The organism is Treponema sp. OMZ 840 (assembly GCF_050937815.1).
Taxonomy (GTDB): Bacteria; Spirochaetota; Spirochaetia; order Treponematales; family Treponemataceae; genus Treponema_C.
The window spans coordinates 21,990-40,082 of the sequence record NZ_JACDIJ010000015.1 but is presented as its reverse complement, the minus strand read 5'-3'; the positions used below and the strand labels follow the sequence as shown (position 1 = coordinate 40,082).

Annotated in this window: 19 protein-coding genes; 13 read left to right on the top strand and 6 right to left on the bottom strand. The window is 43.2% G+C overall.

Going from position 1 to position 18,093, the window contains the following annotated elements:
• Positions 1-234: 234 nt before the first annotated feature.
• From H0R92_RS12815 to H0R92_RS12795, 5 genes are all read left to right on the top strand, one after another.
• Positions 235-681, top strand: a complete 447-nt coding sequence (locus H0R92_RS12815; protein WP_432965620.1) for a hypothetical protein — start codon at positions 235-237, stop codon at positions 679-681.
• Between the two features lie 163 nt (positions 682-844).
• Complete coding sequence (locus H0R92_RS12810; protein WP_432965617.1) at positions 845-1,147, top strand: hypothetical protein; 303 nt, start codon at positions 845-847, stop codon at positions 1,145-1,147.
• A 114-nt stretch (positions 1,148-1,261) separates the two neighbouring features.
• On the top strand, positions 1,262-1,447 hold the full coding sequence (locus tag H0R92_RS12805; protein WP_432965614.1) for a hypothetical protein: 186 nt from the start codon (positions 1,262-1,264) through the stop codon (positions 1,445-1,447).
• Positions 1,437-1,913, top strand: a complete 477-nt coding sequence (locus tag H0R92_RS12800) for a hypothetical protein (protein ID WP_432965611.1) — start codon at positions 1,437-1,439, stop codon at positions 1,911-1,913. The genes H0R92_RS12805 and H0R92_RS12800 overlap by 11 nt, the downstream gene beginning before the upstream one ends.
• Positions 1,914-1,957: 44 nt before the next feature.
• On the top strand, positions 1,958-3,061 hold the full coding sequence (locus H0R92_RS12795; RefSeq protein WP_432965608.1) for an SUMF1/EgtB/PvdO family nonheme iron enzyme: 1,104 nt from the start codon (positions 1,958-1,960) through the stop codon (positions 3,059-3,061).
• 99 nt (positions 3,062-3,160) lie between these two features.
• On the opposite strand, the gene lgt is transcribed toward H0R92_RS12795, so the two are convergent.
• From lgt to H0R92_RS12780, 3 genes are all read right to left on the bottom strand, one after another.
• Complete coding sequence (gene lgt, locus H0R92_RS12790; protein ID WP_432965605.1) at positions 3,161-4,141, bottom strand: prolipoprotein diacylglyceryl transferase; 981 nt, start codon at positions 4,139-4,141, stop codon at positions 3,161-3,163.
• A 67-nt stretch (positions 4,142-4,208) separates the two neighbouring features.
• Positions 4,209-5,342, bottom strand: coding sequence for a P-loop NTPase (locus tag H0R92_RS12785; protein WP_432965602.1), 1,134 nt, complete (start codon positions 5,340-5,342; stop codon positions 4,209-4,211).
• On the bottom strand, positions 5,333-5,755 hold the full coding sequence (locus tag H0R92_RS12780; RefSeq protein ID WP_432965599.1) for a hypothetical protein: 423 nt from the start codon (positions 5,753-5,755) through the stop codon (positions 5,333-5,335). The genes H0R92_RS12785 and H0R92_RS12780 overlap by 10 nt, the downstream gene beginning before the upstream one ends.
• A gap of 169 nt (positions 5,756-5,924) precedes the next feature.
• Here H0R92_RS12780 and H0R92_RS12775 point away from each other — a divergent pair, with 169 nt between their 5' ends.
• From H0R92_RS12775 to H0R92_RS12760, 4 genes are read left to right on the top strand one after another with little or no spacing between them, the layout of a single operon-like run.
• The gene (locus H0R92_RS12775) at positions 5,925-7,475 is read left to right on the top strand and encodes a S41 family peptidase (RefSeq protein WP_432965596.1); all 1,551 of its coding nucleotides are present in this window, start codon (positions 5,925-5,927) and stop codon (positions 7,473-7,475) included.
• Between the two features lie 11 nt (positions 7,476-7,486).
• A complete protein-coding gene (locus tag H0R92_RS12770) occupies positions 7,487-8,452 on the top strand; it encodes an RsmE family RNA methyltransferase (protein ID WP_432965593.1) in 966 nt (321 codons plus the stop codon).
• Positions 8,434-9,174 (top strand): WecB/TagA/CpsF family glycosyltransferase, encoded by a 741-nt coding sequence (locus H0R92_RS12765; RefSeq protein WP_432965590.1) that lies wholly within the window; start codon positions 8,434-8,436, stop codon positions 9,172-9,174. The genes H0R92_RS12770 and H0R92_RS12765 overlap by 19 nt, the downstream gene beginning before the upstream one ends.
• A gap of 26 nt (positions 9,175-9,200) precedes the next feature.
• The gene (locus H0R92_RS12760; RefSeq protein WP_432965587.1) at positions 9,201-10,340 is read left to right on the top strand and encodes a sigma 54-interacting transcriptional regulator; all 1,140 of its coding nucleotides are present in this window, start codon (positions 9,201-9,203) and stop codon (positions 10,338-10,340) included.
• Here the strand turns inward: H0R92_RS12760 and H0R92_RS12755 are convergent.
• On the bottom strand, positions 10,311-11,147 hold the full coding sequence (locus H0R92_RS12755; RefSeq protein ID WP_432965584.1) for an RNA methyltransferase: 837 nt from the start codon (positions 11,145-11,147) through the stop codon (positions 10,311-10,313). The genes H0R92_RS12760 and H0R92_RS12755 overlap by 30 nt on opposite strands.
• Here H0R92_RS12755 and H0R92_RS12750 point away from each other — a divergent pair, their 5' ends adjacent.
• The 4 genes from H0R92_RS12750 (at position 11,148) to H0R92_RS12735 (ending at position 15,501) form a co-directional block, all read left to right on the top strand.
• Positions 11,148-11,900, top strand: a complete 753-nt coding sequence (locus H0R92_RS12750) for an SDR family NAD(P)-dependent oxidoreductase (RefSeq protein ID WP_432965581.1) — start codon at positions 11,148-11,150, stop codon at positions 11,898-11,900.
• A 121-nt stretch (positions 11,901-12,021) separates the two neighbouring features.
• Positions 12,022-12,573 (top strand): STAS domain-containing protein, encoded by a 552-nt coding sequence (locus tag H0R92_RS12745; protein WP_432965578.1) that lies wholly within the window; start codon positions 12,022-12,024, stop codon positions 12,571-12,573.
• 326 nt (positions 12,574-12,899) lie between these two features.
• A complete protein-coding gene (locus tag H0R92_RS12740; protein WP_432965575.1) occupies positions 12,900-13,688 on the top strand; it encodes a hypothetical protein in 789 nt (262 codons plus the stop codon).
• Position 13,689: 1 nt separating this feature from the next.
• A complete protein-coding gene (locus H0R92_RS12735) occupies positions 13,690-15,501 on the top strand; it encodes a hypothetical protein (RefSeq protein WP_432965572.1) in 1,812 nt (603 codons plus the stop codon).
• A 51-nt stretch (positions 15,502-15,552) separates the two neighbouring features.
• Here the strand turns inward: H0R92_RS12735 and murA are convergent, their stop codons facing one another.
• On the bottom strand, positions 15,553-16,836 hold the full coding sequence (gene murA / locus H0R92_RS12730) for a UDP-N-acetylglucosamine 1-carboxyvinyltransferase (protein WP_432965569.1): 1,284 nt from the start codon (positions 16,834-16,836) through the stop codon (positions 15,553-15,555).
• Complete coding sequence (pepT, locus tag H0R92_RS12725) at positions 16,833-18,092, bottom strand: peptidase T (RefSeq protein WP_432965566.1); 1,260 nt, start codon at positions 18,090-18,092, stop codon at positions 16,833-16,835. The genes murA and pepT overlap by 4 nt, the downstream gene beginning before the upstream one ends.
• Position 18,093 lies beyond the last annotated feature (1 nt).

Here is an 18,093-nt window from a genome sequence, read left to right as displayed (position 1 = left end):
TGGGATTGGGGAAAACGGAAGCTGGACAGCATAGGACAAGGGATTGCAGCCGGTATGAATTCCCAGCTGAGAATGTTTAGCGAATTGACGGGAATAAGAATGGTACAAAACGGTAAAAAAGACGGTGCAGGCGAATGACGGAACGGACTGGCGGGACAAGAAAATTTAGAAGAAGAGAGAATTCAATATACTCAAGAAATTTTATCGAGAGAATATGCAAACCGCCTGCGAAACATGCGAGGAAAAACGTATGAGGATGCAGGTCGTTGTATTAATTCGGTACTTACCCCTTTAAAGGACATGGGATATAAAATACCTGACGGACTAACGTCGGATTCTCTTGCAAAAGGTTCAGTAAACGGAATTTCCCCTTTTTGCGATATTGTTCAGGATAGACAAGGTGACGCGGGAGTACTTAATTGCTATGACTGGAATAATGATGGTGTAATAGATCATGTAAATGCCGGAGTCGGCCAGTTGTTTGGAGAAGAAAAGAAACAGGTTATTGATGCTACTTCCAGTGATAATACATGGACTGTCGGAAGAAATAATGGTATGCCCACTAATGGACAAATGTATACAGCTTCACCGGGATATGTTAATCAAACTTTTGTGCCTTTTTCTACAAAAACTTCTCCGGTCGTACAGTTGCAAATTAATTTTATGGAGCTGGAAAAATAATATGCGTAAACTGATTACATCATACTTATTTCTTTTGATTTGCATAACACTAAGCACTTCTTGTCAAGGTTCACAAGGATGGCACACAACAAAAATTCGGGTAAAGCCGGCAGACATCCCTCTTTTACTCAGATACCGCGGTTCCGGCGTTAGTTATATTTCTTTGAATAAAAAATATGAAGCGTTGGATGTAATAAAATTATTTTATAATGAACACGGAGAAGAGCAGTATCTTGGAGAAATCACAAGGACAGGGGTGTATGATGCAAGCGGGAACGTTATTTATACAGTGCCCGAATACCTTAAAGGTGCATACGTAAGTCAACGAAACTTGACAAGTCCTACTTCAACAAACTATGTAAGGTATGACAAAAAAGCCGGGGCCTATTTTGAGGATGATACGGTTGTAGTACTGGAGATAGATTTAGAGAACATGACGATCAAAAAGTTTGAAGTTGTTTTATGACAATGTGAAGGGTATGGTAGTTTTTTACCGCTTGGAAAGTAAAGGTATCGGTAATGAAAAAAAAGTATAAAATGATTTTCTTTATATGACGGTACCGGTAAAAAAAATTGGGATGTGAGTTCCGCCGATTGGCAAAACGTTATAGCTGAAGGACAAGCTCAAGGTTTTGAAGCGGGAGCGACGTGGGAGAGGCCCAGAAACTTCCCTCATTTTCAAAACGGTTTCGGTTTATCGACCGAACAATTATTAGAAAGAATTAACAATAAGCAATCGTATGGAGGCTTTGTCGATGTTAAATAAAAGAGTTGTTAGTTACGTTATTTTTATTGTAATGATGACCTGTGTATTTGCGGAAAATGGTTTTCGAGGTTTATTTGAGCGGTATGAAAAGCTCTATGCGGATAAGCCGGAAAAAGAACTTAATTTAAACAAATTAATCGGAAGGGACGGCGTTTTATTTTATTTTGAAAATAAAAATCCGCAAAAACAGGGAAATTATTATCAACTTATGTTTTTCGGGTCAATGCAAAAAGTTCATTATACATTCATACATGAGGGAACAACATGGTTTATATATGAAGAATACTTCATGTATCAAGAACGGTACACGACGGAAAATGCGAAGATAACGGAACGCTATTACAAAGTTGAAAACGGCCGTATCAGTTGTTTTGATAAGCGCTCAAATTCGATTGAGAATACAGCCGAAACGGATGCAAAGATTCAAGCAGTTATAAAATTGGTAAAAGAATATATGAACAAATGAGCTTTTTTCTGTGGAGCCGTTTACGCAAAGAAAGGTTTATTAATATGAAAAAAACGCTAATGGGTTTGTTTTTAATTTTGACGGTGTTTTTAATAACGGCAGAAGATGCGGCCGACAGAATGGTGTATGTAAAGGGAGGGAATTATAAAAATCCGCGCGGTGCCGGAAAAGATAAACGGATTAAACTGGCCGATTTTTATGTATCTGCCGTACAGGTTACCGTCGGCGATTATCAAGCATATCTTAGAGAAACGGATGCAACATCTACATATCTCGATATGGAATGGTTAGGCTCCGACTATGAACACTCGATTACCGTTGATATTCCTATGGGGTATATTAGTTGGTTTGATGCGGTGGAGTACTGTAATTGGCTGAGTAAAAAAAGGGGATACCGTCCGGTATACGAGATTTGTGCGGAAAAAGCAAAGGGGAATAGTTACGGAGACTGGGTAACCTATCCTGAAGATGCGGTAGTAAAATGGGATCCGGAAGCGGACGGGTACCGATTGCTGAGCGTTACTGAATGGGAATATGCGGCCTCGGCACGGGGCAAAAATTTCGATTACGGATCGATAAACAGTCCGGCGGTGCTTGAAGAAGCGTGGCTGTATGAAAATGCAAATTTTAAAGTCCATCCTGTCGGGTTAAAAAAACCGAATGCTTTGGGCCTATATGATATGATGGGCAATATGTATGAATGGTGTTGGGATTTGGCTGAAACGAATAACGAAGAAAAAAAATATCATAGAGTAACGAAAGGTTCTGAATTCAATACGCGCGCCAATGCCTCGCATATGCTGAACAGATTTAGTCTTTGGCCTCTTAGAGTGCGATATCCGACGCATGGATTTCGTTTAGCCCGAAGTGTCGTACAACCTTTTTCTCAACCGGCACAAAAAACCTCTGCCGGCCGTTACAGTGCCGGTTCGGTATATTATGCCTCAGACAACTTAAATATACGCTCCGAGCCGAATTTACAGGCACAAAAAGTCGGCTTGGTACCGAAGGGGCAAGCTCTTACGCTTATGCAAACGGGACAAACGGCACATATAGACGGCATAACGGCGCCTTGGGTACGGGTACGCTTGCAGGACGGCACGGAAGGCTGGTGTTTTTCGGGGTATCTGACACCGCAAAAGCCGTAACGGATGCGGTAAAGATAATTGTAAAAGATGTGTTCCGGGAAGTAAGTATAAAGACGCCTGTTTGGGCGGGTTATATACGTTGTACAAAGCTCCGGAGCTTTAATTTAGTTTTTTTTGCCGTTTGTCTTTGATGTAAGACGCAATTATGATTCCCAGTCCTCCTATAATCATCATAAGACACAAAATTTGCCCCGTCGATAAATTCAACAAGGATTGGTTAAAATAAATGGGAGCATCCGGCTGTGCACTTATACGGTAACCTATATCGGCATCCGGTTCGCGGAAATATTCTATAACAAAGCGCACCGAACCGTAGCCTGCCGTATACACGCCGGACAGTAAACCGCGGAACGGCCTTTTTTTACTTAAAAAGCGTAAAAGTGCAAAAAGCACAATACCTTCAAAAAAAGCCTCGTATAATTGACTCGGGTGTCGCGGCAAATTTACTAAAACCGCGCCCGGCTCTACGGTCATGCCGGTTTGTTCGACGATTTTTTGTACCCAGTCTATCGAAAGCGAAAAACGCGGCGCGCCGGGAAAAATCATTCCCCAAGGAACGGTTGTGATACGTCCGTATAATTCGGCATTTAAAAAATTTCCCAAGCGTCCGAAAGTATAACCGAGGGGAATGGAAACGACCATGGCGTCTATCCACTGCCAATAGGAACGCTTGTTTTTTGCGCACCATATAATCATCCCTATAAGACCGCCTATAAAACCGCCGTGATACGACATACCCGCCAAGCCGGTAAAAGTGCCGTTGCTATCGAAGGGCCAAAAAATAAGCCACGGCGCTTTAAGATATATACCGCTTTGGTCATATACGAGGGTGGAAAAAATCCGTGCGCCCAAAAGCAAGCCTATAATACCGAATGTAAAAAAGCCGAATACATCGTCTTCCGTTGCGCGGCGTTCGGGAGAATCGAGCATACCCTCTTTTTGCAATTTTAAAAATACGCGGATAGCCGTTGCAAAGGCAAAAATATACATAAGACCGTACCAACGTATCATGCTCAAAACGGGAACGCCGGGGAAAATTTCGGGATGAATCCATGAAGGATAATTCAGTGCTAAAAACATATGTTTTATACGAAGCTTTTTATAGCCGCGGTTTTACCTTCCTTTATTTTTATTCGTACTGTGTATGCTAGAGTTTAAACCCCTGTGCGTGGGCTTTTACGATTTTTGATTTTAAAAGCGTATTTTCCTTGCGCAGTTGGGTAATTTCATATTGCTGTGTTTTTATCGTATCGGCAAGTTCGGCTGCGGTTAAAGCTCCGCTTCCTATCAAATCTTCAACATACGACATCTTTGCTTCGTAATCTTCTTCCGCTTCCGCTTCTACAAGGTCAAAACTGTCCGAGGGCAGACCGGCATCGTCGAAATTCAAATCTTCGGACTGCATAACCTTATCGGCAATACGGTAAATCGATTGCGACAATATGGACTGCGGTTTGTACACGGTAATGGGTAAGCGCGAAGAAAGCGCTATATCCTGCATAGGATCGCGGTACACAACGCCCAAATAATCGAGGGTCAATCCCAAATATTCGGTACACGAACGGCGTATTTTCATTGCACGGTCGGCATCTTTGGGATCTTCAATCATATTCATCACAAGGCGCGGTTTGAATTTTTGAATGCGCTTTATAAACACTTCCGCGCTTTTAGGATCTATGCGTATGATGTTTTCGGTTAATTTGGGAATATACAAACGCTGCAATGACGCCGTATCCGATTTTAACTGTTCAAGATACTCATATGCTTTTGAATTCTTTTTAAACGAATTGTACATAAGACGGAAAAGAACGTTCTTTAAAAACAGGTATCCGTTTAAAGTTGCGGTAACCGTCGGTGCGGTAACCAAAATACCCTGCGGAGAAAGCAAAAACATATCCAAAATGGTTAAATGGGTTCCCGCTCCCAAATCCAAAATTAAATAATCGGTTTCTATACGCTGAAATTTTTTAATTAAAATGTTTTTTTGCGAAAGAGGGAGGGCGGTTAAACCGGGAATCTCCGAATCTCCGGCAATAAAGCGTACGTTTTTATAACCCGAAGGCGTAATAATGTCTTCGAATTCGGAAGCCCCGGATAAAAAAGTTCCCAAGCCCTTTTTCGGCGCTTGTTGGCCGATTGCCAAGTGCAGGTTTGAAGCGCCCAAATCAAGGTCGGCAAGAATAACGTCTTTACCGGCTTTACCCAAGGTAACGGCAAGATTTGCCGATAAAAGACTTTTACCGACGCCGCCCTTACCGCTTGCAACAGGAATTATTTGCATGGTTCACCTTCCGTTTGTCCGTGTTCTTTATATCTTTTTACCATAAGCGCTACGGACAGTATAACATCAATTGTAAAAAAAGGCATCATATATATAAGCGTTTGAAATACATTTGTGCCGCTTTGACGAAAAAGAACTCCGCTTTGTACAAGGGTTTGACGCATAAAAAACAAAAAACCCGCAATGCCGGCCGTCTTTATAAGTACGTATAGCTGTGCCGCAAAAGCCGCATATCGATGTTTTGTATACATCGTATACAAAAGAAAAAAAGGCAGGGACAAAAGCGGAACTGCCGCATACCATGAAAGCGGAAGCCGTCCTTCCGAATATTCCGCTTGAACGGCAAGGATAAACAAAAGGCGGAGAAGTTCATATACAAATGCTGCGGTAAAAAGCAGGTTTTTTTTATTCATGTAAGTTTTCCGCCTATATTATACCCTAATCTTATGCGGCAGGCAACAGATGTACGGAATAAAACCGATAAATACCGGCTTTAAGCTGTAAGATAATTTTAAGAACGTCTTATGCGTATCCGCCTCAAAGCTCCCTTGACAAATTCCGGTCAGACCGTACAATATATATATGACAAATCAAAAAAACAGCCCGATTGTGCGTTCCGTGCTCGGTACGCTTTTTGTTCTTTGCTTTTCCTTTTGCATATTAAGTTTTCCGGCCGCATTTGCCCAAACATCCGCTTCTTTTAATGCGGAAAAAGAAGTTCATACGCGCCAATATATGGAGCTTTTAAACCGCGTGTATACATACGTGCTGCAGAACTATGTCGATGAAGTCGATCCGCAGCTTTTATACGAGGGCGCTTTAAAAGGTATGATGGGTGCCTTGGAAGACCCCTATACCGCCTACTTGGTACCTTCTCAAATGCGCGATCTGAACGATACGACTATGGGAGATTTCGGCGGTGTAGGATTGTCCATTACCAAACCTGTTGAAAATACCGCCGACAAACCCGCCTATGTGGAAGTCGTTTCTCCCATCGAAGATACCCCCGGCTGGCAGGCGGGCATACAGCCGGGCGATTTGATTGTAAGCATAGACGGAACTTCTACCGCCGACATTACGATGGAAGAAGTGCTTAAAATTCTGCGCGGCCCTAAGGATTCGGTCGTAAACTTGATTATAAAACGGGGAAAAGCGACGGAATTTTCCGTTAGGCTGGTGCGCGCGATTATCGAAGTGCCGACGGTAAAGTACGGTATGATTGATAACGGGCGGCAAAAAACCGGCTATCTGCGCATTATAGAGTTTACGCCGAAAACGGCGGAACGGGTTCAAGATGCGTTGGATTCGTTTAAAAAAGCCGGGTTTACTTCGCTGATTATAGATTTACGCAATAATCCCGGCGGTCTTATTGTCAGCGTTGCCGAAGTTGCGGATAAATTTATAAACAAGGGCGTGATTGTAAGTACAAAAAGCCGTCTGATGTTCGAAAATTCCGTATACCGCGCATCTTCGAAAACGGCGGTTTTACCCGAAAATACTCCCGTCGTCGTACTGATAAACAAGGGGTCTGCAAGCGCCTCCGAAATTTTGGCGGGTGCTTTAAAAGATTACCATTTAGCCTATTTGGTCGGCGAGCGCACATACGGAAAGGGTTCTGTGCAAAAAGTAATACCATTACCCAATTCAGACGGCATAAAGTTGACTACGGCGCGCTATTATACGCCCAGCGATTCCAATATCGATAAAATAGGTATCCCGCCGGATAAAGAAGTGCTTTTACCCGCATTGACCGAAGCCGAAGAAAAAGCCTATGCAGCTTTGATTGCCGATGAAGCGATACAAACATATGTTGCGTCGCACCCGAATATGAACGAAACGGATATAGCCGTTTTTGCACGGACATTGGAAGGTTCATATAAATTGGATTTACGGCTTTTGCGCCGCCTTATTCGCATGGAAGTAAACCGTACAAAAACTGCAGAGTTATACGATTTGGATTACGACATTCAGCTTATTGCCGCATTGGAAATCCTTACGAAGCCCGGTTTTGACGCTTTGGTAAAATCGGCAAAAACTCTAAACGAATTGCAAAGTGCGGCCGCCGACGACGGAAAAACCGCTTTATCCGAAAAGATTAAAAGCGCTTCAACCGAAGGCGGTAAAAAAAAGTAACGGAACGGGAAGTGCGCCAATTTATAAGTTCGGTTGTGCCGGATGCCGGCGGCCGCATTGTTTTGGATAAAAAAGAATACCGTTATTTATCGCGCGTACTGCGTTTAGCCGACGGCAGTATAATTGACGTGCGTTTTGCCGACGGTTCTTTTGTTCCGATGCGCTTTTGCACCGATAAAGCGTCGGCTTTTCTTGTACGGTGCGGCCCCGATACCGAACAAAACGCGCTTACGGCGGCGGCAGATAAGGTTTTCGGGCAAAAGGGGTGTGAGCAAAAAACTTTTGAACAAACGGGTTGTGAACAAACAGGCGGCATTGAACTGTGCTTGATTCAATTTTTACCGAAAGTGCAAAAAATGGATTTAATTGTCCGCCAAGCGACGGAATGCGGAGTAAGCCGCATTATTCCGGTAATCGGAGATTATTCGTCGCCTTATAGCCCGCGCATAGACCGCTGGCAGCGCATTATCCGCGAAGCGCGCCAACAAAGCGGTTCGGCCGTTGCAACTTCCATAACCGAACCCCTAAGGGTTGAAAAAGCCGCCGCCTTGTATTGTAACGCAGACGGCCGGTGTTCGGAAAAAAACGCAAGCGCGGATAAAGATAGGGTTTCCGGGCAAAATGCGGTTTTAAAAGCGGCCTTTATGTTGTGCGAACGGGAAGAAGGAACGCAGGATGTGTTCAGCCTCATAGAAAAAACCGTCCGCAGCTTTTATGCACGGAATTTTCAAGATAAAAACGGGGCACCTATGTCTACATTGCACGTTTTACCGCCCTTAGCCTCTTGCCGTGTTTTTTTGGCCGTCGGCTGTGAGGGCGGCATAAGTCCCGCCGAAAAAAAAGTACTTGAACAAAGCGCTTTTATGCCGATACATTTTAAAACGAATATATTACGCTGTGAAACGGCTGCCCTTTACGGTATTGCCGCAATACAAAGCGCGTTAACGGAGTATACAAAATGGAAGTCGAAAGAATAAGGGTTGCCGGCGTTCCCGTCGATATTATCCGTCCGGAACATCTTGAACAAGCTTTGTTTGAGCTTTTGGCTGCATCAGGAACAAAGCAAATTGTGTTTTTATCGGTTTGGAATTTGTTAAAAGCGCGCGGTAACGCCGAATACAAACTATGCTTGGAAAACGCTTCTTTGGTGCTGCCCATATCGAAAAGTATTGTAAACGGTGCGGTTTTTTTAAAGAAAACAAAGCCGATACGCTATAATCCTTTTTCCGCCATTATTTCTTTTTTTACCATTTTGGAAACCCGTTATAAATCTTTATATCTTTTAGGCGGTCATAAAAGCACACTTATCGAATCCGAACGTAATTTGCACGCAACTTTTCCCGATTTACATATTGTCGGACGCTATACGGGCTATTTTTCAAAAGACACGGAAAAAGACGTTCTTTCGGCTATTTTCAAAGCGAACCCGTCTATGGTATTGCTTTCGGACGGTATCCCTTCGGGTGTTACGTGGCCCTATGTACGGCGCAACAGCTTCGGTTCCAGTATATTTGTGTATTATAAAGACGCTTTGTCCGTTTTTTCGAAACGAAAAAAAAGGGTGCCAAACGAAGTGTTTGATGCCGGACATGAAATTTGGTCCGAGATTTTAAGCAATCCGCTAAAGATTTTCCTTGTTTTTCCTTTTATATGGTATATAATTATATTAATATGGGACAGGCTGAGTTCTAAAACATAGCTTGTCAAGTCGGTTATTATGTGTCAATGATACGGGTTTTATTAATCAGCGGCAGTAATAAAATTAAAAATTTTTGTTTGTCGCTCCAAGATAAAAATCTCTGTGTTTGTTGTACATCTTCTTTTTCTGCATCCGATAATGAAGCACTGTCGTCTTTTTCCGTTATTTTGTTCGATTTTTGTCTTTTTGAACAAGGATACATTCAAAAAACGCATGATGTGTTTAAACAATGCGGCGATTTACCGGTTCTTGTTTTAGCATCGGAAAAAACGGCCGTTTTTGCGGCAAAAATGCTTAAAGTGGGCGCTTCCGATGTTATTATCTTTCCGTGCTGTTCGGCATATTTATATGCATACATACGCTACTATGCTGCAGGAACGGATAAAAGTTTTATATTGCCCGAAACGATCGAAAATCCCGCTCTCAACGGTTTTATCGGCGTGTCTAAGGTTTTTACCGTTTTAAAAAAACATATTTTACTTGCCGCACGCAACGATATGCCCGTGCTTTTACTCGGTGAAACGGGAACGGGAAAAAGCCGCGCCGCCCGGCTTATCCATGATTTATCCGTACGCAAACAATATCCGTTTATTGAAGAAAATATTGCAGCGGTACAGGAAACGCTTGTAGAAGGCGAATTGTTCGGTACAAGGGCGGGGGCCTATACGGGCGCGGTAACTCGTGCCGGCTTATTTGAAAAAGCTTCGGGAGGAACACTTTTTTTGGACGAAATAGGCAGTATCAGCACTAATATTCAAGCAAAACTGCTTAGAGTTCTCGAAACCGGTGAATTCAGGCGAGTCGGAGATGCCGAAAGTAAAAAAGCCGACGTACGCATTATTTGTGCGACAAACAGTCCTTTAAATTCTTGGAAAGACAGCGGACTTTTTAGAAAAGATTTATATTACCGGATTACGGGAATTGAAATCTTCATACCCCCGTTGACAAAACGCAGAGAAGACATATTGCCGCTTGCACACTCTTTTTTGGAACGGCTTTGTTTTAAAAACGATAAAGTAAAATACTTTTCTCCGGAAGCCGAACAAAAATTGCTTAATCACAATTGGCCCGGAAATATCCGTGAATTGCAAAATTGCGTTTCCAGAGCCTTTTATGTTGCAGAGCGTGCGATTATTTTAGATACCGATATCGGATTTGTCCTTTAGCGCTAAGGCGGCGGTTTTTACAAAGATTTTTTCAATATAACCGGCTTCCTCTTCCGATAAGCCCGCCCTGGAAAAAACGGAAAGCCAAAAGCGCTCCATTTCCGTTCGTCCGGTAAGCGAAAAAAAACCGATGCGTTGTAAATTATCGGCAAGAACCGAAACCGTATGCCGTAAACGTTCCAGCGCAACGGGATTGTACGAAGATGCGGCGGGCAGCGCTCTGCGGTACAATTCATAAGCGATAATTTGTACGGCATGAGATAAATTAAGAGAGCCGGATGCCGGATTGGACGGTATGGTTACGGCAATGTTGCACATATATAATTCCGCATCGGTTAAGCCGGTTCGCTCATTACCGAAAACAACCGCAGCGCGCACTTTGTTTGAGGGAACGGAAAAAACCTTTTGCGCAAATTCTTCCGGTAAAAAAGAATAATTTTTTCTTTTTTGTCCCCTTCTTCTGGTTGTTCCCGCTGCAAATACACAATCGTTTACCGCCTGCGACAAATCTTCATAAAATTCCGCCTGTTCCCATATGTGATATGAATGAACCGCAAGCTTTTGTATGACATCGGCTTTATAATCCGCTCGCGTTCCGACAATACGCAGCCGGGAAAGCCCCGTATTCACCATAGCCCTGCATACCGAACCGATATTTTTACTTTCATTCGGATTACATAAAACAACGACTATATTTGAAAGTTCCATAGTATCAGTATAGGATAAGATTCGTAAAATTAAAAGCCGAAACGGCGTATATGCATCGGCTCTTGTCTTTTTTGATGTTTTGATATATTTTAAATTCATATGGAAAGTATCGCGGGTAAAACCGCTCTTATTGTCGGCGGCAGCGGAGGCATAGGCGCTGCGGTTGCTCTAAAACTTGCCGATGCCGGATGCAATATGATTGTTCACGGAGCATCGGAGTCCGATAAATTTAATACGCTTATCGATACGGCGGCTGAAAAAGTCCGTGTTACAAAAATCGTTCAGCGCCTTAAAACGGACTTTCCGGCGAATTTTGAACAAACAAAACTGTACGAAAGCGCTTTATGTGCCGATATTATATGTGTATGTTTCGGTCCGTTTGTTCAAAAAGATTTACATAAGACCGAATCCGAAGATTGGATGCGTGCCGCTTCTTTGAACTACGTATTGCCTGGTGTGCTGGTCAGTGCCGCTTTGCCTGCAATGATGCAAAGGCGCTGGGGCAGATTTTTATTGACGGGCGGCACCCGTACTGAAAGAGTGCAAGCGTTTCGTACAAATGCCGCCTATGCCGGAGCAAAAACCGCTTTGGCATCTTTAATACGGTCTACGGCGGTTTTTTATGCGGCGTACGGAATAACATGTAACGGCATCTTTCCCGGGTTTACGCAAACGGAATATGTGCCCCCGGTCGAGCAAAAAAAACTTGCGCAAAAAATGCCGCAGCAAAGGCTCGTCCGAGTAGAGGAAGTCGCCGAATCGGCGGTTTTTTTACTCCGCCAACCGATGATAAACGGCGCTTTATTGAATATAGACGGAGGGTGGGAGCCGTTTTATGAAAATAGTTTGTAACGTATTACAGATTAATGCGTTATATTTAAAGAGTATTTGATTTTAGATTTGACATAGGTTATAATAATAGTGTACAATATGGACAAAATAGTGGTTTTAGACTACTGCAAAGGAAAGAAGTATGGATATAAATAACAACCTGATTCCCGGTTTTAATGATGAAAAAGACGACAGTCTTAAAATTACTTTGAAAAAAGTTGATCAGGTAAAAGGCGGTATTATTTTGTATTTAAACGGATACATTGATACCTATAATTCCAGTTTTTTCCAAAAACGCGTCGCCAAAGTTGTGGATGCAGGATATAAAAACTTAATTTTTAACTGTGCCGCTTTAAATTATGTTTCTTCCACCGGTATCGGTTCTTTTACCGCTTTTTTAAAAATGGTAAAACCCTCCGGAGGAGATATCGTTCTTTTGGAAATACAGGCAAAGGTATACGAAGTATTCCAACTATTGGGATTTTCTCAATTTTTTAATATAAAAGGCTCTGCCGAAGAGGCCATTGCATTTTTTAAACAAGAGGTCGTTACTACTACGGGCATTTTTCCGAAGATTTTTACCTGTCCGGTGTGTTCCAAAAAACTTAAAGCTCCGCGTTCGGGACGTTTTCGCTGTTCCGAATGCAAAACCATCTTAGCCGTCGATGCGAACGGTCAGGTTTTTTTAGGTTAATAGTACCCTGCGGAGTTCTTTTTTGCACCCTCTTTTGTGGAGAAGCTGTGGAAAAAACGTTTCCGCAGCTTTTTTTCTTTCTATTTCTTTAAAATAGAAGGAATTGCGGTTTTTACTTTTATATATTAGAGATTTTTTTATTTTCTTATATCATAAGCAAATAAAAAAAAGTTTTAGTTGCTTTGCTCATAATACCCGTTCAAAGCGGTTAAATCGGAATTGCAACTATTTTTATATACAGCAAGTAAATATCTTATTGTGGAAAACTTGTTGATAATATAAAAAAAACCTTGTATTTATTAAGTATCCGTGATATTCTGATAAAAATGAAAAAATCTTTTTGTTTTATTGCAATATATGCAGGTACTCTTTTATTTTTTACGGTTTTGGTTTTTGCCGCAGCGCTCTTGTATCCGGGAACGCCGGGACCGATGAAATATGCCGATCCCGTTGAGCGGGTTATCGATATTTTTATATATTCGTTTTTTTATTTTTTGCCGTTTATAAGCGTTTTGTCTTTGTTTTCGATTGTTTTTACGGCGGCAAAACGGGGTAATTCGTCTTTACTTGATCTTTTGGTGTATATTTTTTTATGCTGCGTTGTATGGCTGCTTATTATTCCCTTTTGCTTTTTGTATAACCCCGCATCAAAACTGAGCCTTTTGGTAACAAGACTGCATGTATCTCCTGCGGCAAGTTTTTTTCAAAACGGCTTTTTGCGGCAAATGCTTAGCAGTTACGGTGATGTATATTTGGAACCTTCTCCGTTAATAATCGGCTTTTTTTCAAAGTTGTTTTTTGCCGATTCCGTTATTCGCGCCGCCGTAAACGAAGGAAAAATTGCATATCTTATAACGGCTTCGGCGGGTCTTTCATTCAGTGCTTTGTACGGCTTTTATTCTTTTTCGCGCTGGAAGTTAATGAACGCTTGTCTTGTTTTGTTGTGTGCCGTACTGCTCAGTATGTTAAATATCTATATGCATATGCCCGAATTTGCCGTAATAACAACCGTTAAGTGGGTTCCCCTTATTGTCAACGCGGCAATATCTTTTTTGTTTTTTATTTTTTCGTTTACTCGTGCCCTTGTGCGCTTGAAAACCGTTTCAGAGGATTGATATGAAAACTTCAATGCGTACATTTATTTTAATTTTAGTATATACGCTTTTTGCATTTGCGTTTTTTATTGCAAAAGCTTTTTTTATTAAAGAATTGCCGCAGCTTTTTTCGGCGGATATGGGTTTGTGGCGTTTTATTACGGGTTTGTCGGAATTTTTGTACTGGCTTCCCGCCATTCTTGCGTCGGTATGCTGTATCGCTTTTTCATGGTCTTTTGCAAAAGGTGCGGATAAAAATTTAGCCCGATTTTCGCCCGTTCAAGTTAGAAATTATAAGATTGTTCTTATTTCCAGCGTGATATCGGTTGTATTATGTTTTATCGGTGCGGAAGTATTGCTGCCTCTTACGGCTGCGAAAAAGAACCGTTTGGAAAATAAAGTTCAAGACTATCATTGGTATTTTGAACAAGCGCGTATTTCTTTGAACGAAGGAAATGCCGCTGCCGCCGGGTTTTATGCGGACAATGCGTTAGCCCTTGCTCCCGACAATCCCGATGCAAAGGAATTAAAAGCCGAAACCCAGCGGCTTTCCGCACAAGGCGCTCCGAAACGAGCCGATGTTTCGGCCTTATTGCCTTCGGATATCGCAGCTGTAGGAAATACTCCGTATTCGGTTATGATGTTGCTGGAAAAAGCGCGAACGGCCTTTGCTGCAAAAAATTTTTTTGATGCCCATTATTATGCTTGGTGGGGCTTAAAGCTTGCCGGCGATAATGATGAAAACTCCGGAAATCTGCGCCGTTTGGCGGTTGAGTCGTGGAATATTATTTCTTCATGGTCGGGTTTTGAAACCGATGAAGCCGCACGGATTTTTTTGAAAAAGCGCGAGGGATACGCCGCCTTAATCGAGGGGGATGTTTTAAGCGCGTATTATATTTTTCTTGATTTGTATGCAATAAACGATTTTGATCCCGATATCCGCAGATTTTACAAGCTTTCGATTGAAGCCTTACTTCGGCAATATTTTTTTATTGATGAAACACAAAATCTTGCTTTTTTTGAAGATTTTAAAAACGTTACGTTCAGGCTAAAACATCCTGACGGAAAAACCGACGTTATCAATATAGGAGGCGTAACTACAGTTGCAAAAACGGATAATTTTGTAAAATATTTGCGGAACTATTCGTGCTTATCCTATGCTCCCGACGGTCATCTTATATCTTCAATGTCCGTTCCCTATGCAAAATTGATAGGACAGCAGGCCGGTTCTTTAGGCATCGATTTTGTAAAGCGCACGGGAGTGCAAGAACCGGAAACGTATGTACCTCAGCTTTTACTTACCTCCATCGATAGAAAAAACCGCGGAGTTATCAGTTCTCCCCGCTATCTGTTTATGCAAGAAGGAATGCACAGTCCCGATATCGTTCAAATTTTGCCGATGAGTTTGCAGGACTTTGATTTGGTGTGCCGCGCTTCTTCGATGGGGCCCTTATATATGAACTTAGCTTTTTTATTCCGTTTTGTACCGCTTGCCGAACGCTACGGAATGCCTCAGCGTATTTATTCGCTTTTTTTATTGCAGCGTTTTTGCCGTCCCTTGCTGCTTTTTATTCTTTTTATTTTTTTAGCCGTTATTGCATGGGATTATAAATTGGAAGATTCGCAAGTATTCCGCTTTGTATGGATATTCGGATTTCCCATATTTACCGTTGTTATACAATTTTGTATTGAGTTTTTGCGCTATTTAATGAATTTGATCTATTATGCATTGACAACGGTTACGGCTCTTAGCCGCCTGCCCGTCGCCTTTGCATTTTTGTTTTTAATTATTGTATTTATTTCTTTGCGCTTTTTATCCTTGTATAAAAAATAAAGCATAAACGGCGCTAAAAGTTAAAAGCCGCGTATAAAAAGCGAAGCTCTTTCAGCGGTCTATACGCTCTATTTGCGCGCCCAAACTTTTAAGGCGTTCGGTTAAATGCTCATAGCCGCGCTCAACCTGATACACGTTGCGTATAATGCTGTTTCCGCGCGCGCACAGGGCCGCTATAACGATAGCCATTCCCGCACGGACGTCGGGAGAAGAAAGCTCTTCATCTCCGTGCAGCACGCAGGGCCCGGACACAACCGCACGGTGCGGGTCGCACAGGGTAATGCGCGCACCCATACCGATGAGCTTATCGACAAAAAACATGCGCGATTCGAACATCTTTTCGTGAATAAGCACGGTTCCCTTTACCTGCGTTGCGACAACCGTCATAATGCTCGTTAAATCGGGCGGAAACCCCGGCCAGGGCGCATCGTCTATTTTGGGAATCATACCGCCCAAATCGGTATTTATCTGCATTTCCTGAGCCGCCGGTACGCGCAAAATATCGCCGTCCGTTTCCCAGTGGATGCCCAATTTACCGAACGAAAGCTTTATGGGGCGCAAATCGCAGCCTTGAACGCCCTGTATTTCTATACTGCCCTTTGTCGCGGCGGCCAAACCGATAAAAGAACCTATTTCCATAAAATCTGCCCCGATGCGGAACTCGCAGCCTTTCAGCTCTTTTACGCCCTCTATCGTTAAAATATTGGAACCGACGCCGCTTATCTTTGCGCCCATAGCATTAAGCATCCGGCACAAATCCTGCACGTGCGGTTCGCAGGCGGCATTCGTAATAATTGTTTTACCCTTTGCGAGGACGGCCGCCATAAGTGCGTTTTCGGTTGCGGTAACCGAAGCTTCATCCAAAAACAAATCGGTTCCTGCAAGTTTATTTGCCGTAAAGGTAAAGCGGCCGTCTATGTTTACGCGCGCACCCAGTTCGGTAAGGGCCAAAAAGTGCGTATCCAGCCGTCTGCGTCCTATAACGTCTCCGCCGGGAGGCGGCATAACCGCTTTACCGCAGCGGGCGACAAGGGGGCCTGCAAAGAGGATTGACGCGCGTATTTTTTTTGACAGTTCCGGCGGAATATCGTTTTGTTTTATGTCCTTTGCATGAATTGTCCACGAGTTTTTTCCGGCCGACTTTACCGAAACGCCTAAAGCTTTAAGGATTTCGAGCATAACGCCCGTATCGGCAATGTCGGGAATATTGTGCAATGTTACCGGTTCGCTTGTTAAAATGCTTGCCGCAATGCAGGGCAGGGCGGCGTTTTTATTGCCGCTTACTTTAATTGTTCCCTTTATGGGAAAGCCGCCTTCGATGTGATATTCGCTCATCGTTTTTTGCTCCACAAATCAATCAATTCGCCGATTATGCCCACCGCATAGCTCATTTGATTTAAGGACGCCCATTCGCGTCTTGAATGGAAGTTGTGCCCGCCGTTAAAGATATTGGGCGTGGGAATACCCTTTTCGGTTAAGCGCGAACCGTCGGTACCTCCGCGGATGGGCTTGGTTATCGGCTCTATGCCGAGGTTTGCGGCCGCTTTAAGCAGGGTTTGCATAACTTCGGGGTGCTCATCCATTTTTGCCTTCATATTCACATATTGCTTTGTGTGCTTAACCTTTACGGACGAGCCGGGGAATTTATGCTCCATTGCCTTTGCCAAAACGCTCACCGTTTTTTTGCGCCGCTCCATCGCTTCGTCGGTATAATCGCGCAAAAACAGCACAACTTCGGCTTTTTCGATGTGGCCTTCTATGCTCATGGGAGCGTAAAAGCCCAAATAGCCGTCGGTCGCTTCGGGGCTTTCGTTTTGGGGCAAAAGGTTTACAAAAGCGGCGGCCATCGTAACCGCATTTACCATGTCGGGGCGCGCGGTTCCCGTATGCTTGGATTTACCCGTAAAGACGATTTCGCTTTTCCATGCGGTAAAGCATTCGCATTCAAGCTCGCCTATGTGGCCTCCGTCTATCGTATAGCATTGTTTTGACTGAATCCAATCGAGGGGAACCTTGTCCATACCGTGCCCCGTTTCTTCGTCCGGGCTGAATATGACTTCGATTTGTCCGTGCGGTTTTTTATCGATGTTCAATAAAAAGTCGAGGGCGGTCATAATGGAGGCTATACCCGCTTTGTCGTCGGCGCCCAAAAGCGTGGTGCCGTCGGTGCATATAAGGGTTTCGCCGATCGACTTTACAAGGTCGGCATCTTCTGCCGGGTCGAGCATAACGCCGTCTTTAAGTTTTATAACGGAGCCGTCGTAGTTTTTTATCACTTGCGGCTGTACGTCTTTTCCCGACACTTCGCCTGAAGTGTCCATATGGGCTAAAAAGCCGACAGAGGGAACTTTTTCGTATCCCTTTGAAGCAGGAATGCGCGCACATACATAGGCGTGTTTATCGACAAAAACGTCGTTAATACCGAGTGTTTTCAGCTCTTTTTCGAGGCTGTATGCAAAGTCCCTCTGGCGCTCGGTTGAAGGGATAATTCCCTTATCGGCTTTTTCGTCGTCGCTTGTCGTCCATGTTTGTACATAGCGTAAAAACCGCTCCAAAAGCGGTTGGGCAAATTTATCGTTACAGTGTTTCATA